The 25,650-nt window shown below is 44.3% G+C and carries 24 protein-coding genes; 10 read left to right on the forward strand and 14 right to left on the reverse strand.

What is annotated here, in order from left to right; all coding sequences use genetic code 11:
• Positions 1-21: 21 nt before the first annotated feature.
• From K6V26_RS26450 to K6V26_RS26490, 10 genes are all read left to right on the forward strand, one after another.
• Positions 22-1,836, forward strand: coding sequence for an O-antigen ligase family protein (locus K6V26_RS26450; protein WP_224264291.1), 1,815 nt, complete (start codon positions 22-24; stop codon positions 1,834-1,836).
• Entirely contained in the window at positions 1,829-3,259 is a 1,431-nt protein-coding gene (locus K6V26_RS26455; protein WP_224264292.1) for a transglutaminase-like domain-containing protein, read from the forward strand. The genes K6V26_RS26450 and K6V26_RS26455 overlap by 8 nt, the downstream gene beginning before the upstream one ends.
• Positions 3,260-3,297: 38 nt before the next feature.
• On the forward strand, positions 3,298-4,095 hold the full coding sequence (locus K6V26_RS26460) for a DNA-binding domain-containing protein (RefSeq protein ID WP_317197511.1): 798 nt from the start codon (positions 3,298-3,300) through the stop codon (positions 4,093-4,095).
• A 122-nt stretch (positions 4,096-4,217) separates the two neighbouring features.
• Entirely contained in the window at positions 4,218-4,352 is a 135-nt protein-coding gene (locus K6V26_RS28615; protein ID WP_262895527.1) for a hypothetical protein, read from the forward strand.
• 19 nt (positions 4,353-4,371) lie between these two features.
• Complete coding sequence (locus K6V26_RS26465; protein ID WP_195586289.1) at positions 4,372-5,883, forward strand: hypothetical protein; 1,512 nt, start codon at positions 4,372-4,374, stop codon at positions 5,881-5,883.
• A gap of 24 nt (positions 5,884-5,907) precedes the next feature.
• Entirely contained in the window at positions 5,908-7,359 is a 1,452-nt protein-coding gene (locus K6V26_RS26470) for an alpha-L-fucosidase (RefSeq protein ID WP_224264294.1), read from the forward strand.
• Positions 7,360-7,435: 76 nt separating this feature from the next.
• Entirely contained in the window at positions 7,436-9,352 is a 1,917-nt protein-coding gene (locus K6V26_RS26475) for a beta-N-acetylhexosaminidase (RefSeq protein WP_224264295.1), read from the forward strand.
• Positions 9,353-9,433: 81 nt separating this feature from the next.
• Positions 9,434-10,720 carry a hypothetical protein gene (locus K6V26_RS26480; protein ID WP_009859745.1) on the forward strand — a complete coding sequence of 429 codons (1,287 nt, stop codon included), beginning with the start codon at positions 9,434-9,436 and terminating at the stop codon, positions 10,718-10,720.
• Between the two features lie 92 nt (positions 10,721-10,812).
• Positions 10,813-11,631, forward strand: a complete 819-nt coding sequence (locus tag K6V26_RS26485; RefSeq protein WP_009859744.1) for a phosphate ABC transporter substrate-binding protein — start codon at positions 10,813-10,815, stop codon at positions 11,629-11,631.
• Positions 11,632-11,769: 138 nt separating this feature from the next.
• Positions 11,770-12,837 carry an NAD(P)H-dependent flavin oxidoreductase gene (locus K6V26_RS26490; protein ID WP_009859743.1) on the forward strand — a complete coding sequence of 356 codons (1,068 nt, stop codon included), beginning with the start codon at positions 11,770-11,772 and terminating at the stop codon, positions 12,835-12,837.
• Positions 12,838-12,915: 78 nt separating this feature from the next.
• Here K6V26_RS26490 and K6V26_RS26495 read toward each other — a convergent pair whose 3' ends face one another.
• From K6V26_RS26495 to K6V26_RS26560, 14 genes are all read right to left on the reverse strand, one after another.
• Positions 12,916-14,364: a DUF3868 domain-containing protein gene (locus tag K6V26_RS26495; protein ID WP_195586291.1), complete on the reverse strand. Its 1,449-nt coding sequence runs from the start codon at positions 14,362-14,364 to the stop codon at positions 12,916-12,918.
• Positions 14,365-14,379: 15 nt separating this feature from the next.
• Entirely contained in the window at positions 14,380-14,946 is a 567-nt protein-coding gene (locus K6V26_RS26500; RefSeq protein WP_009859741.1) for a DUF3575 domain-containing protein, read from the reverse strand.
• 151 nt (positions 14,947-15,097) lie between these two features.
• Positions 15,098-15,712, reverse strand: a complete 615-nt coding sequence (locus tag K6V26_RS26505; RefSeq protein ID WP_195586292.1) for a response regulator transcription factor — start codon at positions 15,710-15,712, stop codon at positions 15,098-15,100.
• Between the two features lie 6 nt (positions 15,713-15,718).
• Positions 15,719-16,411 carry a hemerythrin domain-containing protein gene (locus K6V26_RS26510; protein ID WP_186960230.1) on the reverse strand — a complete coding sequence of 231 codons (693 nt, stop codon included), beginning with the start codon at positions 16,409-16,411 and terminating at the stop codon, positions 15,719-15,721.
• A 76-nt stretch (positions 16,412-16,487) separates the two neighbouring features.
• The gene (locus tag K6V26_RS26515; RefSeq protein WP_010800665.1) at positions 16,488-16,874 is read right to left on the reverse strand and encodes a type II toxin-antitoxin system RelE/ParE family toxin; all 387 of its coding nucleotides are present in this window, start codon (positions 16,872-16,874) and stop codon (positions 16,488-16,490) included.
• Entirely contained in the window at positions 16,853-17,119 is a 267-nt protein-coding gene (locus K6V26_RS26520) for a hypothetical protein (RefSeq protein ID WP_009859737.1), read from the reverse strand. The genes K6V26_RS26515 and K6V26_RS26520 overlap by 22 nt, the downstream gene beginning before the upstream one ends.
• Before the next feature lie 49 nt (positions 17,120-17,168).
• Complete coding sequence (locus K6V26_RS26525) at positions 17,169-18,314, reverse strand: Rid family hydrolase (RefSeq protein ID WP_122328813.1); 1,146 nt, start codon at positions 18,312-18,314, stop codon at positions 17,169-17,171.
• A gap of 103 nt (positions 18,315-18,417) precedes the next feature.
• Complete coding sequence (locus K6V26_RS26530) at positions 18,418-19,026, reverse strand: response regulator transcription factor (protein ID WP_224264296.1); 609 nt, start codon at positions 19,024-19,026, stop codon at positions 18,418-18,420.
• A 10-nt stretch (positions 19,027-19,036) separates the two neighbouring features.
• Positions 19,037-19,729, reverse strand: a complete 693-nt coding sequence (locus K6V26_RS26535; protein WP_195438349.1) for a hemerythrin domain-containing protein — start codon at positions 19,727-19,729, stop codon at positions 19,037-19,039.
• Positions 19,730-19,754: 25 nt separating this feature from the next.
• The gene (locus K6V26_RS26540) at positions 19,755-20,906 is read right to left on the reverse strand and encodes a Rid family hydrolase (protein WP_224264297.1); all 1,152 of its coding nucleotides are present in this window, start codon (positions 20,904-20,906) and stop codon (positions 19,755-19,757) included.
• A gap of 21 nt (positions 20,907-20,927) precedes the next feature.
• Positions 20,928-21,635 carry a hypothetical protein gene (locus tag K6V26_RS26545; RefSeq protein ID WP_224264298.1) on the reverse strand — a complete coding sequence of 236 codons (708 nt, stop codon included), beginning with the start codon at positions 21,633-21,635 and terminating at the stop codon, positions 20,928-20,930.
• A 14-nt stretch (positions 21,636-21,649) separates the two neighbouring features.
• Complete coding sequence (locus tag K6V26_RS26550; RefSeq protein ID WP_129698909.1) at positions 21,650-22,885, reverse strand: porin; 1,236 nt, start codon at positions 22,883-22,885, stop codon at positions 21,650-21,652.
• Between the two features lie 19 nt (positions 22,886-22,904).
• A complete protein-coding gene (locus K6V26_RS26555) occupies positions 22,905-24,311 on the reverse strand; it encodes a di-heme oxidoredictase family protein (protein WP_009859730.1) in 1,407 nt (468 codons plus the stop codon).
• A 92-nt stretch (positions 24,312-24,403) separates the two neighbouring features.
• Positions 24,404-25,624, reverse strand: a complete 1,221-nt coding sequence (locus tag K6V26_RS26560; protein ID WP_129698911.1) for an imelysin family protein — start codon at positions 25,622-25,624, stop codon at positions 24,404-24,406.
• Between the last annotated feature and the right edge of the window lie 26 nt (positions 25,625-25,650).

Raw genomic sequence — 25,650 nt, forward strand, 5'->3', positions numbered from 1 at the left:
ATGTTTTTAATTAAATATATAATGCTAAAAACATTATACTTAATACCTTTATTTATGGTGTTATATACTGCTTTAATAGTCGATCATGATTTAATAAATCCGACTATTACAGGGAAATACTTTTGGTTTTATATTTCTATGGCAATGGTGTCTATATCAGCAATGCTATCGTTTTGGAAGTATAAAAGACATATTACTATATCGACTATAGATCTGTTGGTATTTGTTTTTATTCTGTATAATGTAATTTTGAATAGTTATTTGTCTGATAGAATTGGTTTGAAATTTATTTTATTTGCTTTAGTTGGTGTTCTTTATTTCTTTTTTCGTATAGCTTTTGTATCTAGGAGTATAAGAAGATGGGTAGGCGTGTTTTTTATTATAACAGGTTTGATCGAAGCAGCTTGGGGACTAGGGCAATTATACGGTTTACTATTATCTTTTCATGAATCATTTAAAATAACAGGCTCTTTTTATAATCCAGGACCTTATTCAGGCTATTTGGCTATTGTATTTCCTATCGCTTTATATTATTTATTACAAGATTTTTCGGTGGTTTTAACTAAAAGAAATAGACGGTTCGTTTTCTTTTATTTCCGTTGGTTTATTTCGTTGTTAACATTATCTCTGATTTTCGTGATTTTGCCGGCAGGAATGAGTCGTGCTTCATGGCTGGCAGTATTAGGGGGAAGTTTATTTGTGTGTATTACTTATTTGAGAAGTAATCATGCAAAGTCTTGTATATTAGTGCGGAAAAATGTTGGTAAGACAAATATGCGTTTGGCTATATCACTGTTTTTTTCTTTTATTATACTGACATGTTTAGTAACATCAATATACATTCTCAAAAAGGATTCTGCAGATGGGCGTATTTTGATATGGAAGAATACTTTGGAGATTATTGTTGCAAATCCTTTAGGTATAGGAATTGGTAATTTCCCCGGTTATTATGGTGAAACACAGATCGATTATTTTTCATCGGGTCACTCAAGTGAGAGAGAGCAATTTTTGGCAGATCGTTCAGACTATGCGTTTAATGAATTTTTACAAATAACAGCGGAAATGGGAATTATAGGTTTTTCTCTTTTCTTATTAGTTGTTGTGCAAGGCTTATATTACAGTGTTCGGGGTAAAAAGTATGCTGTTGTAGGTGGGATGATTTCAATTCTTGTTTTCGCCTCTCTTTCATATCCGTTTAGTGTATTACCTTTTTTGATTGTATTTGTGTTTCTATTGTCACAATGTAATGAGTATAAGACGGTAGAAAAATCAGTTAGGCATACTTGGGCGGGGTGTTTTATCTTTAGTGCTTGTGTACTGTTTGTTACTTTTGCATTGACTAATAGGTACCCAACTTATAAAGCTTATAAGGATTGGTTTATTGCCAATCATTTATATAATTCAAAAGCTTATGAAAAATCTAGGGTAATATATGAAAGTATCTATCCTTATTTATTTGATCAACCGGGTTTTTTGTTTGATTATGCTGGTTGTTTAACCATGTTGAAGGAATATGAACAAAGTAATGAGTTATTAGATAAAGCATATAACTATTGTTCTGACCCTGCAATATATATTCGTAAAGGGACAAATTTTCAATCACAAAAAAAATATGAAGATGCCATAAGATGTTACCAAAAAGCTGGTTACCTAGTACCAAATCGACAATATCCCTATTATTTGTTGGCTAAACTCTATTTTGAAATAAGTGATTTCTCTAATGCAAAAAAAACGGCAGAATATTGTTTGGAAAAACAACCCAAAGTGGATTCTCCGGCAGTAACAGAAATGAAAGAAGAAATGTTGGAACTGTTAAATTACTTGGATTATGAATAACTTCTATTGTGTATATTTGTTCACTTTTTTGTGCCTTTTTGATTCATGTACTATGTTCCCAAAGGATTCAGTAGAGAGTTATTTTGATCGTACGGCAGATTCTCTTTGTATTCAGGCTTATAGCTTTCTAAGAGATAATTTGACAGGAGAACAATTGACTTTATGGAAAAATCAAGAAGAACTACTGATTCATGATATAACATCTTCTGTCGCGTCTTGTAGGTCTTTATTGGAACAAGAGAAACTGCCATTTTCTGTATTTTGTGAATATTTGCTTCCTATTCAAATAGATAAGGAGCCAATAGAGAATTGGCGAGAGAAGTGTTCTTCAGAATTTATATTTTTCAAAGATAGTTCATTAGTATATATATGTGATACAATTAATGGATTATTAAAAAAAGACTTTACTTTTTCTTTAAAAGAAGAATCTTATGCAACTATGCCATGGAGTCAATTACGAAGCTTACAGAAAGGCGATTGCTACCACATGGCGAAATCCGTGTTGTATCCGTTGCGTGCATTGGGTTATCCTTGTACAATTGACTTTTCTCCCTGTTGGGGGAATACGACTGGTGGACATTCGTGGAATGTGGTATATGTGGATGGGCGGATGATTCCGTTCATGGGACGGGAAACAGGGCTGGGTAAGTCGTACTCTCCGTTCGCAACGTATGGATTTAAGGATTCAACCAAAGTTGCCCCTAAACGATATCCTGCCAAAGTGTATCGGAAGAAGTTTTCTATTAATCCTTATTTACAACGAGTAGTCGGACACAGGGAACCTGAAGAGTTACCTCCTTTTTTATCAGATTTGCGTATACAAGATGTTACAGCGGAATATTTATCGGTGGCTGATGCGACAGTAGAATTGTCGGCTGGAACAGATAGAAATGAACCAGTCTATTTGGCTGTTTATTCGGATGGCTGGACGATTACGGCTTGTGCCGAGCAGGAGCATGGAAAGGCTTTATTTAAAGACGTGAAGAGAGAAATGCTTTATTTGCCGGTTTTTTATAGGGAGAAAAAGATGGTTCCGATAAATGTGCCTTTTATTGTTGATTCAACAGGTGTTAAACATTCATTGACTCCTATGGAAACGACAGACATTTGTACGGTTACCTATTTGTTTCCGTTGTTAAAGGAGATATCGGTAGCTGTGGCCAACAAAGATCGATTACCGAAAGATATTTTCGACCGCCTGTATTCCGGCGAAGCACGTAAAAGGCCTGTTAATGGCGCTGCTTATTCTCTTTTTTATTGGAATGCTAACCAATGGCAATATATCGGCACTGAAATTGCAACTAACAATCATATTATTTTCCCGGAAGTTCCTCAAAATGCCTTGCTGTATTTGGCAGACAAAGACAAGAAATTCGTAGGGCGATGTTTTACCTTGAATAAAGGCGAAATGATTTGGTGGTAATAAGAAAATTCAAATGAATATATAACCAGCGTAACTTTATGGTTGCGTTTAATTTAAATTATAATATCATGAGTGCATTCACAAAATTCTGGAAAGTATGGTTGAACTTGAATCTGCTTACCAAAGACGTAGAGAACGATTACACAGCAGAAGTATCTACTGTAGGGAAAACATCACGCAACGAAGACATCGCGAAACAGATTATCGAGGAAGGTTCTGAGATAAAGTATGATACTTTATTGTCTGTCATCAACCAGCACGACCGCATTATCCGTGAATTGTTGCAAAACGGTACCAGCGTATTGACCGGGGTTGCCCAATATACTCCGAGTGTGGGGGGAGTATGGAATAGTTCTACTGAGAAGTATAATCCCGAGAAACATAAGGTTTCAGTCAGTATAAGCCCTTCAGCCGAGCTGCGGAAAGCTCTTTCGGTAGTTGGCTTGGAAGTGCTGGGCGTGAAAGACAGTACCGCGCGTATCGGTTTGGTGACTGATACGGTTACTGGCTTGACCGACGGTTCGATGACACCGGGCGACGATATCTTGATCTCCGGCGAAAAGATCCGGGTTGCCGGAGATGCTGAAGGAGTAGGTGTTTTCTTTATTAGTTCGGAAAAGGTGGAAACAGCTGTGACCCGTCGCTTGACACAGAATGATCCGAAGACGGTGATTGCCCGTGTGCCGGCAGAATTGGCCGAAGGCACGTATACGCTCCGTATTGTCACGCAGTATTCCAATAGTAATACCTTATTGAAGGCTCCGCGTGTGATTGAATACGAGCATGCTTTGCGCATTGGCAACTCTGGAGGTAGCGACCGTCCGGAAATCGAATAATTTGTTCGATCGACAGACGTACACCTGTTCGACTGACAGAGGCGCTTCTGTTCAATCGACAGGCGTACGTCTGTTCGGTTGACAGCAACGTGGAGTGTGACTTATAATTAAATTATCCTCCAATGATATCTGAAAAGATGGAGACGAAGCAGAAGGCTTTCATGATTTCCGCCTCATGGAATAGTTTCGACTTGGGTAGCCGGTATCCGTTTTCTTCCTATCAATCGGATTTTTATTATACAAGAACATTTGAATAAAACACTATAACGGATTTATATGAAGAAGAAAATTTTAAGTAGTTTGATTTCCGGGAAGTTATTGGCAGTGTTCTGTTTGCTGTCTTGTTCGGATAATAATGATCCGATTACGGAAGAACCGGATCCGGAAGAACCCGGGATAGAAGTGGTGGAGCTGGAGTTGTTCCGGGCAAATCGCATATTCATCAGGCATGGGCTGCAACTGCAATGCTGGGTGGCAACCGACAATTATGAATTAGGAGGGAAGGCCGGGCAACCTGCCTATAACCTGTCGATTCCGGATTGGAAGCTGACGGGGTTTACCGGGCCTACTTTCTATGGACCGCCCTTGATTAATACCTCTTATTTCAAGGAATTTCCTGATAGCCAGTGGGCAATAGCGAAAGCGCCTCATGCCGATCAGTTGAAGAAAGGGCCGACAGATTATGAAAAGAAGAACGGATTCCTTTCGGAAGACCAGTTGAAGTATTTGGATAACCTGACTACGATCTGTTTCGGGGACGAAGAACACTACTCGTTTGAGGTGGCGAAGTTTTTGAAAGAGTGGTATGATGTGGCACGTCGTTTGTATCCGGATGTCTTGGTTCATAATAATCAATATCCCAATCAGTGGACTCGGGAAAATCTGTTGACTTACATCAAACTTGCCAAGCCGGATTTGTTGACCTACGATTGGTATTATTTCCATACATGGGATAAGGATAATTATATCGGAGCCAAAGACATGGCTGGGCATCTGGCCGAATACCGCGATCTGGCGTTAGGCGGATGGGAAGGCAACAAGAAAGATTATATGGCGTTCGGGCAATATTCGCAAGGGTATGTCAACGAAGGAACCTATAAACTGACCGAGTCGCAATTGCGCCTGTATTATTATATGACCTGGACGTTCGGCGGGAAGTGGCTGAACTGGTTCCGCTTTTTGCAAGGGGACGGTTATGGCGGACAAACGGCACCGACCGACTGGTCACTGTTGCTGGAACAGGGAATGCCCGGGCATCCGACCAAACACATGGATTGGGTGAACCGTTGCAACCGCGAGAGCCTGCATATTGGCGATTATTTGGTACGTTTGAAAACAACCGATGTCCGTTATGTGCCGGGTACTACCAAGTATACGGAAGGCAAACCGGGGATGATCTCCGTTCTTAATCCGGAGACTTCGTTCTTGAAAAAGGCTGAGGGCAGGATTGTGTCGGAGCCGGAAGAAGGTGCTGATTTGTATGTGGGTTTTTTTGATGTCATACCGAAGGAAGAGCAGGGCGACCCGGGCTTCTTCAAGGAAGGCGAAAAGACGTTTTTCATGGTCACCAATGGGTATGCTTCGAAGTTGGAGGAAGAGGCTGCTCCTTTGACACAGCGTGTCCGGTTGGGTATAGACTTAGCTGAAGCCGGTGCCACAAACTGTTGTTGGATTAATCCGGAGACAGGTAAAAAAGAACCACTGGAGGCTATAGGCAAAGAAGATGATACGACCTATTTTCAAGTGGATTTGCAGGGAGGGAGCGGAGCTTTATTTATGGTAGAATGAACAGATTGATAAAATAAATAGAAGATGAAAAAAGATTGTTTATTATTGGTTTTGATCGCATTATTTAATTTAACAGGTTGTGAACGGCCGAAAGCGCCGGAGGCATGCGGACCTGTTCCGACGGAAGCCCAACTTAAATGGCAGGAACTGGAGCGTTATGCTTTTATTCATTTCAGTATGAATACGTTTACCGATATGGAATGGGGATATGGTGATAAAGATCCCCAATTATTCAATCCGTCGGAACTGGATTGCAGGCAGTGGTGTCGGTTATTTAAGGAGGCTGGAATGAAAGGGGTTATTCTGACGGCAAAACATCATGATGGTTTTTGTTTGTGGCCTTCGGCTTATACGGATTATAGTGTGAAACAATCTCCGTGGAGGAATGGTAATGGGGATTTAGTGCGTGAACTGGCTGACGCCTGTAAAGAATATGGATTGAAGTTGGGTATTTATCTTTCTCCCTGGGATAGAAATCATAAAGAATATGGAACGGAAGCTTATATCACTTATTTCAGAAATCAACTGAATGAGCTATTGACGAATTACGGAGATATTTTTGAAGTCTGGTTTGATGGTGCAAATGGCGGTTCCGGTTATTATGGCGGGGCGGATGAAACACGTAGCGTAGATCGTAAGACCTATTATGACTGGCCCGGTACCAATCAATTGGTAAAAAAATTACAGCCGGATGCTGTAATTTTTAGTGATGCAGGTCCTGATGTCCGTTGGTGTGGAAACGAGGCCGGATGGGTAGGTGAGACAAATTGGAGTACGCTTCGAAGAGAAGAAGTCTGGCCGGGATGGCCTCATTATCAGCAATTGCAGAATGGACATGAAGATGGTTCGTATTGGGTGCCGGCAGAAGTGAATGTTTCTATTCGTCCGGGTTGGTTCTATCATGAAGAGCAAGATGATCAGGTGAAGACTGTCGATCAGTTACTCGATGTGTATTATCATTCGGTCGGTCGTAATGCTACCTGGAATTTGAATATTCCGATCGACAAACGTGGGTTGGTTCACCCGACCGATTCTGCCGTCCTAATGGAAGTTGCAAAGATCTTACAGAATAACTTCAAAGAAAACTTAGCACAACAAGCTGAGGTCAGGGCTTCGAATGTGAGGGGGAAAGATTTTGCTGCTGCTCATTTAGTCGATGGAAACAAAGATTCTTACTGGGCTACGGATGACGAGGTGACTTCTGCTTCTGTGGAGTTTGATTTTAAAGTTCCTACCGCGATCAATCAATTCCTGGTACAGGAATATATTTGCTTGGGACAGCGTGTAAAAGCGTTTACTTTGGAAGCCTTTGTCGGTGATGAATGGCAGGTTGTGGCTACGGGTTCGACAATCGGATATAAGCGAATCTTGCGTTTCCCAACAGTGGAGACACAAAAACTTCGTTTCACGATTAATGAAGCAAAGGCTTGCCCGTTATTATCGAACATCGAATGTATTTGTTGCTCTTACGATTGAATGTGCGGAATTAGATGTGGTAATTGAATAACTATTCTTATCTTCGGGCACTAATTGTAAATATGTTTGAAATAGAATGAAGAAGTCATTACATGCATTTTTAATGACGGGAATAGTCTGTATAAGTATTTCTTGTTCCCGTCAGTCTGTAAGTGAGCGTGATACGCTTGCCTTGATTCCTGTTCCGCAGGAAATGAAAGTAAACTCTGATTCTTTTACGCTTACCCGTAATGCTGCGATTACGCTTGATCAGTCGAATCAGGCATTGGTGGGAATTGCCGAATATTTGAATGAGAAAATTTCACCTGCTACAGGTTTTGAGCTTCCGGTAGAAAAGCATGGGAAAATAGAATTCAAGCTGGTGGAGGATGCGTCTTTAGGAGATGAAGGCTATCAGTTGAAAGTGAAACATTCAGATATCCTTATTACTGCCAATAAGCCTGCGGGTATCTTTTATGGTGTGCAAACACTGTTACAGATGTTTCCGGCAGAGATTAAAAGCAAGACTGTGCAGCCTGAAGATAAGAAATGGACTATTCCTTGTGCTGAAATCACTGACAAACCCCAGTTCCCTTGGCGCGGGCTGATGCTCGATGTTAGCCGCCACTGGTTTACCAAGGAAGAAGTTTTGAAGTATATTGATGAACTGGCCGAATACAAGATGAATGTCTTCCACTGGCACCTGACGGACGATCAGGGATGGCGGCTGGAAATAAAGTCCTTGCCGAAGCTGACGGAAGTTGGTGCCTGGCGTGCTCCCCGTGTGGGCCAATGGTGGCAGCGTGAACGTCAGCAACCGGGAGAGGAGACTACCTACGGCGGTTTCTACACCCAGGAGGATGTGAAAGAAGTGCTGGCCTATGCTGCAAAACGTTATGTACGTGTTATTCCTGAAATAGACGTGCCCGGACATAGCGTCGCAGCGTTGGTCGCTTATCCGGAACTAGCCTGTATGAAAGCCCCGGATGCCGTGAATGTCGGAAATAAGTTCTACGGAGAAGATGAAAATACCCTTTGTATCGGAAAGGATTATACATTCGAGTTCATGGATAAGGTACTGACGGAAGTCGCCGCCCTTTTCCCGGATGAATATGTACATATCGGAGGTGACGAATGTTTTAAAGGTTTCTGGCATAAATGTCCCCGTTGCCAGGTCCGTATGAAGGCTGAGAACCTGAAGAATGAAGAAGAGCTGCAAAGTTATTTCATCCACCGGATGGGCGATTTGCTGAAGTCGAAAGGAAAGAAACTGGTCGGCTGGGATGAAATCCTGGAAGGAGGTCTGGCTCCCGATGCGAACGTAATGAGTTGGCGTGGTATGGAAGGCGGTATCAAAGCGGCTAAAGCCGGCCATCATGTGATTATGACTCCGACGGAACATTGCTATCTGGATTTATGGCAGGGGGAACCTTCTGTTGAACCGGATACCTATTCTATGTGCCGTCTGAAAGATTCATACAGTTTCAATCCCGTACCGGAAGGCGTTCCGGCCGAAATGGTGCTGGGTGGACAGGGAAATCTGTGGGCTGAATCGCTTCCTACTTTCCGTCATGTCGAATACATGACCTGGCCGCGCGGATGGGCCTTGTCGGAAGTATTATGGAGCGGGCCGTCTAAAACGGATTGGGAGAAATTCTGGCCGCGGGTCGAAAAACATTTTGTCCGTGCCGACCAGGCAAATATAAACTATGCCCGCAGTATGTACAATGCAATTGTGAGCCCGTACTTGCAGGATGGCGTTTTGCAGGTGGAGCTGGGCAGTGAGATTGCCGGTACGGATATCTACTATACATTCGATAATACAGACCCGGATAGCCATACTTCGAAATATACCGAGCCGTTGAGCATACCGAAAAATGCAACCTGGTTGCGTATCGTGACCTATCGCGACGGTAAACCGGTCGGCAAGGTAATCACCCTGACAACAAAGGAACTGGCAAAACGTGCCGAGTCCGACAAAAGAACCGGTCACGGGAACCTGACTGTTGACTAACAGGATTTTAACCAGGTTGTAACATCTATGTAACAACTTGGTTTTATTTTTGTGCTCTCTACGCAACCAACAAAGTTAGGAATGAAGATAACAAAATTAATGGCGCTTGTCCTGTTGGCGCTGCTTCCCTTTTTCACGGAAGCTCAGAACACGGAACAAATAGATGCCCGCATCGATTCGCTTGCGGAAGAGACAGCAACGCTGGATAAAATAGTGCAGAAACTAAGTAAATTTAAAGTTTCTGCCTATATCCAGGGTCAATTTCAGTACGGACAGGAGGATGCAACCCTGAAAGTCGGCGATAAGAATGAACATGAGGATAAAGGTTTTAACCGTATCGGTATCCGCCGCGGACGACTGAAGTTTGAATATAACGACGGTATCGGAACCGGAGCGGTACAGATTGAGGCTAACGACAAAGGCGTCAGTTTCCGTGACCTTTATATCGGCATTAAAGACCCCTGGACGAAACGCAGCCAGTTGATGGCCGGTGTCTTCAACCGTCCATTCGGACATGAGATAGGTTACTCTACCAGTGGCCTGGAATCGCCTGAACGTGCAACGATTATCCAGTATTTCTTCCCGGACGAACGTGACCTGGGTGCTATGCTGACGCTGCGTACTAAAAAAGAAAGTCCTCTCGCTTTCCTCCGTTTGGATGCCGGTCTGTTTGCCGGAAACAGTATCAACCGCGAAACCGATAACCGCAAAGACTTTATCGGCCGTCTGGGTGCTGACAAGGAAATCGGCAACTGGGGTAAATGGGGGGCAGGTATTTCTTATTACAACGGAGGCGTCTACAACCCGACTACAACTGCCTATGAGATGGACGGCAAGCGTTTTATCGAAGTTGATAAAGGTGAAACCGGTACGTATATGAAACGTGAATATATCGGTATGGATGCCCAGTTCAGTTTCTTGAGTTCATGGGGAACAACCTCTTTACGTGCCGAAGGTCTTTTAGGCACACAGCCGGGAATTGCCTCCAGCAGCAAAAGCCCGAATACCGGAACACGTCCGGAGAATCTTCCCGAAAATGCGTTATTCAAACGCCCCTTTATCGGTTATTTCTTCTACCTGGTACAGGACATCGGGACTTCTCCATTCTCTGCCGTACTCAAATATGATGTATACGATCCGAATACGAAGCTGAAAGGAAATGAAATAGGTACGGATAACTCATTTACATCTAAAACAGATTTGGCCCAAAGTACATTAGGCATCGGCGGCTTATATCGCTTCAACAAACATATCCGTGTCCAGGCTTACTACGAATTCAACTTCAATGAAAAGAGCGACTTCGTAAAAGGATATGAGAAAGACCGTAAGGATAATGTGTTGACGGTTCGTTTGCAATACAAATTCTGATCTTTTTATTCATACAAATGTAATATCTGTTTCATGTAGTTGAAATACTTGTGTTGTTCCTTTGCATCAGGAAATTAATTCAAATAAGAGTAATGAAAAAGACAATTCTTTTGGCAGCTATGGCAGCCTGTTTGTTTGCAACGAATGTATTTGCACAGAAAATTAAAGGAAGTGATACCTGTTTGCCGGTCAGCCAGACGGAAGCTGAAAACTTTATGAATAAGAATAAAGGAACCAAAGTAACTGTGACAGGCGGCGGTTCCGGTGTCGGCATCTCCGCCCTGATGGAAGGTACGACCGATATCGCCATGTCTTCCCGTAAAATGAAATTCGACGAGAAAGTCCGTTTGCAGGAAGCAAAGAAGAATGCAAAGGAAGTGGTTATTGCCTACGACGCTCTGGCTGTGGTGGTTCACCCTTCCAATAAGGTGGATAACCTGACCCGCGAACAACTGGAAGGTATCTTCACCGGAAAAATCAAGAACTGGAAGGAAGTAGGCGGAGCCGATATGAAGATTGTAGCCTATTCGCGCGAGACTTCATCCGGTACATACGAGTTTTTCAAGGAAAGCGTATTGAAAAATAAGAACTATATGAACGGTATCCTGAGTATGCCTGCAACCGGAGCCATTATCCAGTCGGTCAGCCAGACCAAAGGTGCTATCGGTTATGTTGGCCTGGCCTATGTAAACAAAGATGTCAAGGCGCTGCATGTTTCTTATGATGCCGGCAAAAGTTTCGTTGAACCTTCATTCGCCAATGCGAAAAATAAGACTTATCCGATTGTCCGTCCTTTGTTTTACTACTATGAAGCAAAGACCGAAGGCAGGGTAAAACCTTTCATCGACTATGTACTCTCTGCCGAAGGCCAGGAGACTGTTAAAAAAGTAGGATATATCCCCGTAAAATAAGATAATAACTCCCGTTTTTCCCCACGGACCGATAATATTGCACAAAAGTATTATACCTGTGCAATATTATTGGTCCTTTTTGCACATCATTTGGTTTATTGTGCTACCTTTGCCGCGTATTTAATAACAATATTTTTCATGAAGACATTAACAATCGGAGATTTGAAACCTCGCTTCCCAATTATCCAAGGTGGGATGGGCGTAGGCATTTCTCTATCCGGCTTAGCCTCAGCCGTAGCAAATGAAGGTGGGATTGGCGTTATCTCCGCCGCCGGTCTCGGACTTTTATATAAAAAGCTATCACCCAATTACACAGAAGCAGGCAATCTGGGCCTGGCCGAAGAAATCCGTAAAGCCCGTGAAAAGGCAAAAGGTATCATCGGTGTAAACGTAATGGTGGCTCTTTCCGATTTTGCAGAACTGGTGAAGACGAGTATCGCCGAGAAGGTAGATATCATCTTCAGCGGTGCCGGACTGCCGCTCGACCTGCCGTCGTTCCTCAAGAAAGACAGCGTGACGAAGCTGGTGCCCATCGTATCGAGCGCCCGTGCCGTACGTATCATCTGCGAGAAATGGAAGAACAACTACGACTATCTTCCCGATGCCGTTGTACTGGAAGGCCCTAAGGCCGGCGGTCACCTCGGTTATAAGGAAAACCAGTTGGAAGACGAACATTTCTCACTGGAAGAATTGCTTCCGCAGGTTGTGCAGGAAGTATCTGTTTTCGAACAGAAATACAACAAGAGAATCCCGGTAATTGCAGCAGGAGGCATTTATACGGGTGAAGATATCAAACGCGTGATGGACCTTGGAGCATCGGGCGTTCAATTAGGAACCCGTTTCGTCACTACTACCGAGTGCGACGCCAGCGATGCTTTCAAAGAAAGCTATATCAAGGCGGAAGAAAAGGACATCGAGATAATCAAGAGTCCTGTCGGAATGCCGGGGCGTGCCATCCATTGCAACTTCCTCGAGAAGGTGAAGGCCGGCATCAAGCAACCGAAAGCGTGTCCGTTCAACTGCATCAAGACGTGTGATATTTCGAAGAGTCCATACTGCATCGTTACGGCGCTGTATAATGCTTTCAAAGGAAACTTTGAAAACGGATATGCCTTTGCCGGAAGCAATGCCTGGAAGACCAGCCGTATCATGTCGGTGAAAGAGACAATCAACGAACTCATTAATGAGTGGAAAGCAAAAGAATAAATTTTGTCTACTTATATGAATACAAAAAGCCCCGGTAAGCATGATGCCTATCGGGGCTTTCTTTGTTATCTTTGATGTTTATTGTTCATCCAGCCATTTGCTCAGTTCATCCCGGTTCTGGGCGGCAGCCTTAACGCCTGCGTTGGCAGCTTTGCCGAAATAGTCGAGTGCCTGCTGATACTCTTTCTTCTTGGCGTAAGCTACACCGAGGTTGTTCCATGCTTCCGGTGTATTGATTTTTTGCAGACGGGCGATACCTGCATCGTCGGCTCCGCGTTCTATCTCGAGGGCGGCTGTGTTCTGTTGTGCCACCGGGTCGGTCGGGTAGAGGCGTACGGCGATATCGAATACTTCCTTAAATTCGGCACTTTCTTTCGGATACGTGTTGGCTACGAGGAACATTTCGTTCAGGCTCAGATACTGCGGTTTCGTCTTGATAACCTGTTTGGCTTCGTTCACATCGAACGGACGGGCGATATACGCCAGTGTGTAGTCAATGCGGCGCAGGGCAGGATAATATTCGTCCAGCAACATGCGATAGGTCTTACCACCGTTCAGTGCTTTCAGTTGCGCTTTACGTTTATTGATATCGGACACTTCCAATACTTTAAGGATTTCATCGCGGTTGGACAGGTTGGATGCCTTGACTGCCTGGCGCAAGCCTATCCAGTCTTCACCTTCCCAGTTGACTTTCATCAATGAAGCAGGCATATCTTCTTTATCCTTCATATAAGCGGCAAACGCTTTGGCACGGTTTTCAGACAGTTTCATGTTGTATTCGTAACCGCCTTCGGGTGAAGCGTAACCAGTGATGTTGAATTCTGTAAATTTCAGGTTCTTGTCGTTACGAACCTCGCTCACGATTTTGTTAACCTCTTTCAGTTCGGCGGCATTGTTTTTAAAGTCATGCAGCAGGACAGACTTACCCACTTCGAAGTTGAGGTAGGCCGAGTGCGTTTCGCTACGTTGTTTTACCGGTTCTGCAGGAGGTGTCACATAACTCAGCTCGTAGGTCGGTGCGACAACTGGCGGTAGGATACGGGATGACAGCGGAGTGATATTGCTTGCCACGTCGCATGAAGCGCATCCGGTCGTATTGGCCTGCATGACCAGTGAGGCGTTACGCATCCAGCTTTCGTACGGTACGGTCAGCGTCATCGGGATAGATTCTGCCTCGTTCTTTTTATGGCGGAAGATGACTGTCGGAGTCTGTTCGAACGGTTCTGCGCCGAAGCCCATCTCACGGTCGAGCGCTTTCATACGTTTCTTTCCGGTAATCACGAACGGGTCGAATTTGATGCTATGCGCCTTGTCCGCCGATTGGAGTACCGGGGTTATGATGACCATGTTCTGCGATTTCAGTTGCATGTTGTTGAGGTTGGCGGTTGTAGACAGGCTCACCTGGCTTCCCTCTTTTTTTACTTGCAGGTCGCTGTATGCTATGCCGTCGGGACTGACAACCTGCGCCTGCATGCTCCCATAGGCGGAGCATAATAAAACGGTTGCTATATAGAATAACTTCTTCATTTTGTTTGTTCGTTTTTAGTGGATAAAATAGATAAATGAGATGGAGGCTTTTGTTACACCCCAATAGTTGTGGTTGCCGGTACGGAGTTTGGGCATGTCTTTGCCTTTTGCATATTCGTCGTAGTGCATACGGGCATAACCGGCACCTATCTCGCCTTCAATACCCCAGCGTTTGCTCAGAATCCATTGATGTCCGATACTGATACCGCCGCCATACATATAACCGTCGTAGCGATGGTCGCGCAGTTTCTTGAACATGTCGAACGGCAGCTTGAAACCGGCCACGTCATACTGTCCGCCCAAGGCGTGTACACCGATAAATGTACCGTTGAACTTCTCGCAGGTCCAGAAGCGTACGCCTGCATGGGCCAGCCAGTGTTTGGCTTGTTTGTCGTTGTTGAACTCGAATGGGTTATAACCCGCAGAAAGGTCCATTGTAACCTTTTTCCCTAATCCCACTTCCAGACCTAAGTTTGGAGTGGCGGTGGCATCATAGACGATGTTATTCTTTAATGCTACATGCTGTGCACTTGCATAGAGGGATAATAATAACGTAGCCCCTATTAAAAAGAATTTCTTCATGTGATATTCAATATTAGTTATACTCTTCCTTCTTAACAGGGCGGTTCCGGCGATTGTTTGGTTTGTTTGATAAAAAGGGTGAAAGGTTATGATTAATTATAAGAAAAACGATGGTTTTTGTATTTGTTATGTTAATACGGTATGAACCGGATTATTCCCGTGGCTTTTGAATATCGCTCAGCTCTACCAGCTTATTGACAATGGCATATACTGTCAATGCACTTGCACTATGTACCTGCAATTTGCGGGCGATATTTCTCCGGTGTGTAATGACTGTATGGGTGGAAAGGAAGAGACGGTCGGCTATTTCGCGGTTGGTCATTCCTTTGACGACACAGACAACGATTTCCTTTTCGCGGGTACTCAATGTCTGTTGTTCATCGCCATCCCCTTCGCCGTCTTCGCTTTTGGCATGCAGGCGCTCCAGTTTGAGCTTCATTTCGTCTGCACTGTCGAATATGCTGATTTGGTCGTCATAATACCGGATAACGGCATGTTCGGCTACGGAATAGAGCAGGGCCAGGCATTTCATATCCGGGCAACCGGTCATCTCCTTCAGGTGAGGGATAGTGAAGTAACCCGGGATGGAAGGGTTGATGATGAGGACATCCGGCTGGTGTGTCCGGAGGTCCTCCGTAAGTGATTCGATAGTCGCTATTTCTGATACCTGGATACGCAGGCCGGGGAGACGTTTCAACATGGTCTCCAGTCCGTGGCGGACAATGGCGGAAGGCTCAGCAATAACGATTTTCAGATTGGTGCTCATAGGGCATCATTTTATTGTTTTTTCTAAAGCAAGTATAGCAGGCATGAAAAGGTAGTCTTCCACATGGTTGTGGGAGGCAAGGTCCTGTTCTGTCGCGAAGATGTCGAACAGCACGCTGTTCAACAGGTTGCTTCCGGGGCCCGGATAATATTTGATGAGGATATTCTTCAGTTCGATAATCTTCATCTCTATCTGGTCGTGCCGTTTGCGGAAAATTGAGATATTGTATTTCGGGTCTTTTTTCCCTTCCAGCAAGCCGCGGACATACGGGAAAACGACTTTTTCTTCGTATGACATGTGTTTATTGACTTCCTCTGCATATTCGTCGAAGAAGCGCTGGATGACGAATGCTACGTCCTGCGGGCATTCTGCGATGGCTTCCAGAAGTTTTCTTCTCAGATGCGGTAGACGGAAATTCAGGAAATAATCGTGTGCGTTATGCAGATAGGTAATTAATGCTTCAATGGAGAGGCAATTGCTTACGTTGGTGACGGGAGCGGAAATCTCTTCCGTCAGGAAATTGACGACTGTCAGGAAAGTACAGGCGTCTACTCCATTCTGGCGGCATACTTCTCCGATATTCTTTTCTCCGAATCCCAAGGCAATACCAAAGCGGCTCATCACAAGAACCATCGGATAGTTCTCGCAGATAAGGTCGCTCATTTTGTCGGTTTCCCGGTATTTCCCATTTTTATACATAGGCTGTTTCTTTCTTGTTTTGGTGTTATTAATTCTCCAAAGGTACTCCTTTTTCTCTTAATGACTTTGAACGTTATTAATCTTTCACGTTTGTTGAGGACGTTTGCTTTTCATAAGGAACCGTTGGTTCGTTCAGATATTGCGGGTCCTGATTACGTAAGGTATAAGCCAAACGTGCCGGGTCGCGCCGGTTATCCCAGAAGACAAGAACAGTAATTAGTTCATCGCTGTGATGATAAAATATAGAGTAGTCATCAATAACAAGTGCCTGACGAATATGTGGATATTCTGTTGAATAACCAATCATTGGCTGGGCGGCAACTAACTTCAAAGTGTCTTTTATTTCACCTTTTAGATAGTGGCTGTATCTGTTGCTACCGTTGCGCTTATTGAAGAAGTTTATAATAATATTAACTTCTAATTTAGAATTTTGCGTCCATTTTATTCTTCTTTTCCTAGCCATTCGTCAAAGAATTTATCCATTTCCTCTTCTGTATACGTTTGTCCATTCTGCATCTGTTCCAAAGCAGCATCGATTCTTCCCTTTAGCTCGGGAGAGAAGTGGAGAACGTCGTCTTCGTCATATACACCCTTGGTATCCGGCCCTTCTTTTTCATCGATTATTTCTTCAATTTTATCCAGAAGGTCTTCATCATAGATGTTTCCTAAACGGTCTATTAGTCTTTGTCTTCGCTTAATAAATGTCATATCGCTTTAGTTTATTGGTTCTGCTGCAAATGTAGCAATTATAAATCAATTATAGCGGCGGATACTCCGGTTCGTCTACGGCAACGACGGCCAGACATTCGATTTCGACCAACCAGCCGGAACGGCATACCGGGGCGCGGACAATCAGGTAAGGCATATTCGGATGATTAGCTTTCATGTATTGTTCGATGCGGGCGAAATCACCTGTGTCGCGGATATAGACGATGGCCTGCATGATGTCGTTCAGATCGGCTCCGGCTTCATTCAGCAAGGCGGTGATGTTTTCAATCATACGTTCCGATTGCTTGATGACATCTCCCGGATGTACGATCTCACCATACCGGTCGATGCTGGCGGTACCCGAAACGAATACATGACGGCGGTCGCCATACGTAATGGCTGTTCCCCTTTCAAAAGTCACGCCATATTCATACGTCCGGCTCAGGTGGTCGGGGGCATAGAGATATTGAATCTGTTCCTGTCCGATACCCGATACGGCATACGTGTCCATTGTCACGAAAACATTGGTATCCTGATAGCGTCCCTCAATGCCGGTACTGGCAATAAAATGAGTGTTTTCTGTCAGGTTCTGTGTAGCAAATACATCTTTGCGGGCTTTGACGACTCCCGGATAATTCACGTCTACGTTCTGAACAAATATCCAGGTACGGATACAGTTGTTTGCCAACGTGCAGTTGGCGGCCGTCAGCTGCATGATATAATCGCGGAAGATAAGCCGTGTCTGATACTCCGAATTGGCAGCACGGTTGCACAGGTTAGCCCCGAATAGTTGGCGGTAGTTGCCATGACGTGCTTCAAACAGGTTACTGGGAAGAACCTGCGTCTGTACTCCGGTTTGAAGCCATGCCCAAAGAGCTATTTTAGTACCGTTCATCGGTGCCTGTTGTACGATGGACAAAGCGCAATACGGGTTACTGCGGTCCTGTTCCATCAGCGATGCTGTCTGGTTGGTGACATCGCTCAGGAAGTAGCGGCGGAATACGGCTGTCGGGTTTCCGGGAAGTTCTTCTACACATTGCGTATAGGCTTGCAGAAGATTCTGTAGTTGGGTAGGGTAATCTTCCAGGCAATCCGTTTGCTGGAAGAGAAGATGATATTCTGTAATACCCTTTTTAGTCTCGAATGAGGTGATTTGCACCTCTGTCTTATCGTATTGTTTGGAAATTAGATTCATGGTATCCTGATATATTTTGTTTCTTTTCCCAAAGATACAGCATATCAGTATGAACCCAAATTTTGGAGTGTGAAAAGAAAACAAAAGCTGTGAGAAAAATATATCAGGCTTTTTTTATGTCGTTCAATTCAATCAGTTTATTTACAATTGCGTATACGGTCAAACCGCTGGCACTATGTACTTGCAGTTTGCGGGCTATATTGCGGCGGTGTGTGATTACCGTATGGGTAGATAGATAGAGGCGGTCAGCTATTTCGCGATTAGTCATTCCTTTCACAACACATATAACAATCTCCTTTTCGCGCGAACTGAGTGTCTGCTGTTCCTCTTCTCCTGTATCCGGGCAGGCTTCTTCTGCGTTTAGCCGTTCCAGTTTATGCTTTAACTCATCCGGACTGTCGTAGATGTTAATCTGGTCATTGTACGACCGGAGCTGGGTATGGTCGGCCGCCATATACGTAAGGGCCAGGCATTTCATTTCGGGACATCCGCATTCCTCCTTTAAACGTTGTATGCCGGAATAACCGGGTAATGCCGGGTTAATCATCAAGACCTCCGGGCGATGCATGCGGAGGCTTTCTATGAGACATTCGGCAGTCGCTATTTCTGTGAGCTGGATGCGAAGTCCGGGCAGTCGTTTCAGTAAAGTAACCAGTCCGCAACGGATAATGGCAGACGGTTCGGCAATAGCTATTTTGATGTTAGGGTTCATAAAGCAGCAGTCATTTTATTGTTTTTTCAATTGCCAGTACAGCGGGAACGAAGAGGTAATCTTCTACCCGGTTATGAGAAGCCAAATCCTGTTCGGTGGCAAAGATATCGAACAGGACGCTGTTCAGCAGATAATTGTCGGGTCCGGGATAGTATTTGAGCAGGATATTTTTGAGCTCAACGATCTTCATCTCTATTTGGTCGTGCCGTTTGCGGAAAATACTGATATTGTATTTGGAGTCCTTCACGCCGTCCTGTAGATTGCGGACATAAGGAAAGACAATCTTTTCTTCGTACGACATGTGCTTATGTACTTCATAAACATAATCGTCGAAGAATTTGGTGATGGCGAAGGCAATATCACCCGGGCAGCCGATAATCGCTTCCGTCAGTTTGCGGCGGATATGCGGGAGGCGGAAGTTCAGGAAATAATCGTGCGCATTGTGCAGATAGGTAATCAGTGAACCGACAGAGAGGCAGTTGTCGATACCGTTTATCGTGGCGGGAGTCTCTTCCGTCAGGAAATTGACAACGGTCAGGAAGGTACAGCTGTCCACTTCGTTCTGCCGGCATACGTCGCCGATATTTTTCTCTCCGAATCCCAGGTCGATGCCGAAGCGGCTCATAACGAGAACCATCGGGTAGTTCTCGCAAATCAGGTCGCTCATTTTATCTGTCTCTGTGTATTTTCCTTGTTTATACATAGTTGTTATTTTTAGGATGTTATGTTTATAGACAGGGATATTGCGGAAGGTCGGCCGGTATAACAGCCACGCATTCCGTTTCAATCAGCCATCCCGGGCGGCATACCGGTGCCAGTACGATCAGGTGCGGCAATTCCGGATAATGGATACTGATATATTTCTGTACATTCTCATAGTCTGCCGGGTCGCGCAGGTAAACGATGGCCTGCATGATGTCGCCGATGGAAGCCCCGGCCTCTTCCAGTAGGGCGCTGATGTTTTCCATCATCCGCCCGGTCTGTTTCAATATGTCGCCGGGATAGACAATCTCGCCTTTATTGTCGATACTGGCTGTGCCGGACAGGAAGATATGTTTACGGTCGCCGTAGGAGACGGCGGTGCCCCGTTCAAAAGTGACGCCATATTCATAGGTCGGATTGAGATGGGTGGGAGCATACAGGAACTGTATCTGTTCCGGTTGCAGGCCGTCGACGGTATAGGCATCCATTTGTACCAATACATCCGGATCGGCATGGCGTCCTTCTATACCGGTGCTGGATATATAATGTGTCTTTTCCGTCAGGTTCTGCGTGATGAAAACGTCCTTGCGGGCTTTTACTACGCCGGCATAATTGACGTCTACATTCTGTACGAAGAACCAGGTCCGGATACAATCGGCAGCCAGGGTACAATGTTGTTCGGTCAGTTGCATCACATAGTCGTTGAGCAGCAACCGGGTCTGGTATTCGGAAGTCGCTGCCTTGTTGTGTGCACCTCCGTTCCATAGGTGGCGATACCCGTTGTGGGATGCTTCAAACATTCCTGAGTTGCAGGTTTCTGTCGCCATCCCAGTTTGCAGCCAAGCCCATAAGGCTATTTTTGTGCCGTTGAGGGGTGCCTGTTGCACGATGGATAAGGCGCAGAACGGGTTTTCACATTCCCGTTCCATCAACATATCCGCCTGGTTGGCCGCATCGCTCAGAAAGTAGCGACGGAAAACGGCTACGGCATTACCAGCCTCTTTTTTAGTCACTGCGTCGTATGCTCTTTGTAAAGAATCCAACTGTTCCCCGAAAGAAAGTGAAGGGTAGGTAACAGAAAACATAATATGATATTCCGTTACCCCTCCCTTGCTTTCAAAAGAACAAATTTGAGCGTATATGGTGTTTTGCTCGTATGTTTTTGTTGTGAATGTCATTGTCTGTTTTGTTATTCCTCATTAATTATTTGGAGCTCCTTCTTGTATCCATGTTTTTATAAGCGCAAGAATTTCTTGCTTACCTGTACTGTTGAACATATCTTTATGGATAGGATTTTCTTCCAGTATCTCGAGTATAAAACTATTATGAGGATCACCGGGCGTTACATAGTTCATTCCTTCTTCCGAGACTGGTGCTTTAACGTTTACCAATGATTTATAAGCTGTATTTTCCCTCAAATCGAGGTTCCCTGCTAATCCGGAACTATTCTCTCCATGGCAGGACAGACAGTTTGTCTTGAATACCTGAGACTGGATACGTTTGAAGCTTGCCAATTCTAACTCTCCAAAATTAATTTCAATATTCTCTCCGTTGTTTTCAACCGGCTGGTTACAGTATGAATAGATCACTTTCTTCCCATTGCTGATAATGGCAATATTTATGCTTTTTGTATCAGGACTCAGGTTGTTCAGTTTGACTGTCCGTTCTCTCCCGTCGATTGTCGGTTTGGAGATGCGTTTTGTCAATAAGGGTATTTGCGTGTCTGTTCCAAAGGCAGCAAGAGATAAGTAGTTCTCTTTCGGCCAGGCATCGATACCCTTGAAGGTTACTGTTACGGAAGCGGTTCGTCCCGAGTCGATCGTTTCGTCCGGATAAATTGTTCCTTCATCGCATCCGCAAAGCATTAGAAGAAAGGAGCAAACGAGCCCTGTATATTTATTCTTCATAATACATAAGTTTGTTAGAACGTAAACTGTAACATGGCTGTTGCCGAATGGCGTGCGATACCGATACCGTCTTCGTCGCGGTCACCTTGCGTGGCGTGTCCGGTACGTCCCATATACTGGTACATGACCTGCAATTTCAGGTTATTGTTGAAAAAGTAATAGTTCATTCCTACTGCCGGCATATTCAACAAACCACCGTCATCTGTAGCATTGCGGTCGAATACGTCATATCTCAATGCCCCCTGCAGTTTCGGTGTAATAAAGTATCCCGCCTGTGCATAAGCTCCCCAGAAATTTTTATCCGGTTTTTGCATGATTTTAGTAAAATGCATATTCATGAAGTAACCTTCCGCAGCAAAATACCAGCGGTTTTTGATCCAGGTAAATTCCAGTCCTACACGGGTATCGCTGGCGGACAAAAATTCGGCTTCAGCGTTGTAAGAGGCAGAAACTGCGATAGACATCTTATCATCATTCAGATTTTCCGGTGAACCTTGGGAGTTCGGCATCTCTCCTTTCGGCATAAAGGCAAGACGGCCGGAGTAGAGTAGGGATGGTAACCATTCGTGATCATCGCAATTCGTCTTTGTCGCTGTATTGACATCGATGCCGGTGCCATTGAATATACCTACCTGATATTCCCATTTATTATTGACTAATCCGTGTACCATGACACCCAGGTCGAAACCAGTCGACATGCTCGGTATCACATAATTGAGGTCATAAGGAAGTAAGATGGATCGCGTGGCCGAATAAGGTAATACGGGAAACAACGTTTCTCCCAATGTGCTTAGATAAGCGTGCATAAACGGTGTTTTGAATTTACCGGCGCGGATACGGAAAGATTCTTTTATAGCAATGTCGAACCATGCCTGCTGCAATAGTGCACCACCACTTTTGGCCGGATTCAATGATAAGTTGAAAGTAACTTTGTTGAATGCCTTCCCTGTAAAACCGAGGATGGCATTAGGTATGGCAAAACCAGAGTTCGCCACATTTTTAGCATAATGGCTTTCCAGTCCTTGGTCGTCATATCGGTTATAGGTTGCACTAGCCTGTACAAGGGCATAAGGTTTGAACAGGAAATCACCAGCTTTTGTCGAAAAAGAGAACCCTTTCTTACCTGCCAAAGAGACCACATCGTTTTCTACGTATTTGTCGTCAATTTCTTTTTTAGTAGTATCTTGTGCTTGTATCTGAATTGTTGCAGATAATAATGCTGCTGTCAACGCGATATATAATTTTTTCATTTCAATTTGTTTGACTTGTTTATAAACTTTGAAGAAATTTAATAAGAGCTTCACGGTCATCTTTACTCATACGGGCGAATAATGTGCGGGATGCGGCTCCTTCGCCGCCATGCCACATGATGGCTTCCGTCAGGTTGCGTGCCCGTCCGTCGTGCAGAAAATAGCTATGACCGTTGACCACTTCCTGTAATCCCAGTCCCCATAACGGTGTAGTACGCCATTCGTTGCCGTTTGCTATTCCGCTTGGATAATCGTCACCCAGTTCCACTCCCATATCGTGAAGCAAATAGTCCGAATAGGGGTGAATGATTTGATTGCCGAGTTGAGGAAGTTCTGTATTGTTGAGCAAGACGGTTCCTCGTGGCCGTGTCTTTAGGGTGGTTACATGGCAAAGGTGGCATTTAGCCTGATAAAATAGTTGCTCTCCTTTTTTTACAGTAGCGTCATTAATGTTGCGACGTGCCGGTACACCTAAAGTTTGCAAATATAAGTCTACATCTTCCATATCTTCAGTCGATACCTGTACTCCCGACATGGCAAATCCCATCATATTACTTTGTCCTTCGCCTACTTCATGCGGGAAACGGTCGTTTGTTACACCCAGGTCTGAAGAAAAACCGAGTTCAACAGTCAGATCCTGATGGTTTGCCTTGTTTCCGGAAAGACCGATCTGTTTTTTTCCTTTTTCCGTTACATAATTGAGTCGTCCGCTAATACCATATTCCGGATAATTACTTTTTGCTGCAATTTGTTTCAGTAAATCCAGATCGAGCGCCATCATTTGTCCCATTCCAACATGGCGTAGGGGTTGGCGGACAGATATGCGTATATCCGACATCGGGATACTGTCGGCGTACCATTCTGTGACCTGATAGTGAGGCGTCATCAATTCGTATTCTTCGCCATCAGGAAATTTGTATTTTTGTACGGATGTCGTTATTTTGAGGCGTCCTTCCGGCTTTGTACCATAAATGGCCTGGTCGTGTAAGACACGCCCGTAGTCGGGGTAGTAACCCCCACTTTTGCGGGAGATGTAAATCAGCATCGAAGAAAAACCGGCTCCTGACCCGCCATCTGCTATGGCAGGACGTGTTCTACCGGTACTTTTGTGGCAGCTTCCACAGGAATATCCGGCATATAGCGGACCTAAGCCACCTCCGGATACATTTTCTACGCCACGTGCGTCGTCATATAGTCCGTCACCGCTGTTAAAACGTTTTTCCAGTTCTCCTGTCACCCACTCGGATTGAGAGTCATAGGCGTCCGGCGCACTGGAAAAAATGGTAGAGATACCGGCAGAGAGTTCTTCGGGAGATGCTGTCTGCCCATTCGGTTTTTTGACTAGCCAGTTCTCGATATCTTCCGTTTCACAACTGCAAAGCAAACATCCGATAATAGAGAAATATATGAGTAATCTCTGTTTCATTTTATTGGTTATTGATATATAGCTTAAATGCAAAATGGGGGAGGAACCTTTTTGTTATAAGGTTCCTTCCCGATACTTATATTATGTTTGTGTTATTCAGCAGAAAGCTTGGCACGGATTTTTCCTAATCCGTTTGTCAATTCCTTGCATGCATCCGTCGCAGCCTTGATTTCTGTTTCAGCTCCCAGATTGTTACGGAATGGACGTGGCATATCTTCTATCGCTTCAATTGTTTTGTCGATCTGTACAACCATCAAGCTATCCAATGTCGGGTTTATAACCTTGACCAACGCATGCAGACTATTGGCACTTGCATTCTCTTTATCCAGGTCACGGCCTCCGAAGTATGAGTTTTTGATGCTGACAATATTGTTTGCATAGTCATCGATAGAATTCCAGCTATACCATGATTCTACGGCTAATACTCCCGGGTTGTTCGGGTCAGATGCATCTTTGTTACTCTCATTCCATTTATCAACAGGATCTTGAATTTTAGCTGTTCCCACTTCATTAGAAATTCCAGCCATTCCGTTATTTCCGTTTAGTATTGTTTCAATAGCCTGGTAAATAGAACTTAACCCAGTATAAGCAGAAGTCCCGTCATGTTTTTTCATCGCTTCCCCGTAAGAAGTTGGTACGTTGATATCTCCTAAACCTTTGTCCCATCCATTATATAATGCTGTAACATCTTTCAGCATGTGTTTAGATACAATTTGAAGATATTTCTTTTCATTGTCACTGAAAGGTGATTTCGATATTTGACGGGGATCGCCGTTATCGAACAACATTCTTTCTGCTGTGTGGAAGCCACGAAGGTTTTGAGGAGCATCGGCAGGTGCGTCTTCGTCGTCATCAACATCACCATCTACATTACTAAAATCTCCGGACTCTATAATTTTATCAATCCCATTTTTATCCAATGGCCAGCTATCCAAGCTTGGATCATACAAACCTTTATCTGCGACACCGAAAAGAAAAGCTTCCGATTGTTCCCAAGGCACACGGGCAGCACGCCAGGCGGTACATGCATCGGAGAGGTCATTTTGACTATTAGATGCTACGAATTTGTCTACGGCAGCAGTATAAGCAGTCATTTTGTCTAATAAATCCTTATAGGTCGGTAATACAACATGATCTACGTATTGTGTAACAGTCGCACTCATTTGTGCTTCTGTCGGTTTTGTACCTGTGTCATTAGGCAAGAGGTCAAAAGTCCATCCCTGAGCATTGTTATCGGGATCGTCGTCACTGCAAGAAAAGAAACTCAATGAAACTCCCATTAATAAGATGGGAAATAATGTACTCTTTTTCATTTTCAAATTCTATTATAAATTTATAT

The sequence above is a fragment of the Parabacteroides goldsteinii genome, assembly GCF_020091425.1.
GTDB classification, from domain to species: domain Bacteria; phylum Bacteroidota; class Bacteroidia; order Bacteroidales; family Tannerellaceae; genus Parabacteroides; species Parabacteroides goldsteinii.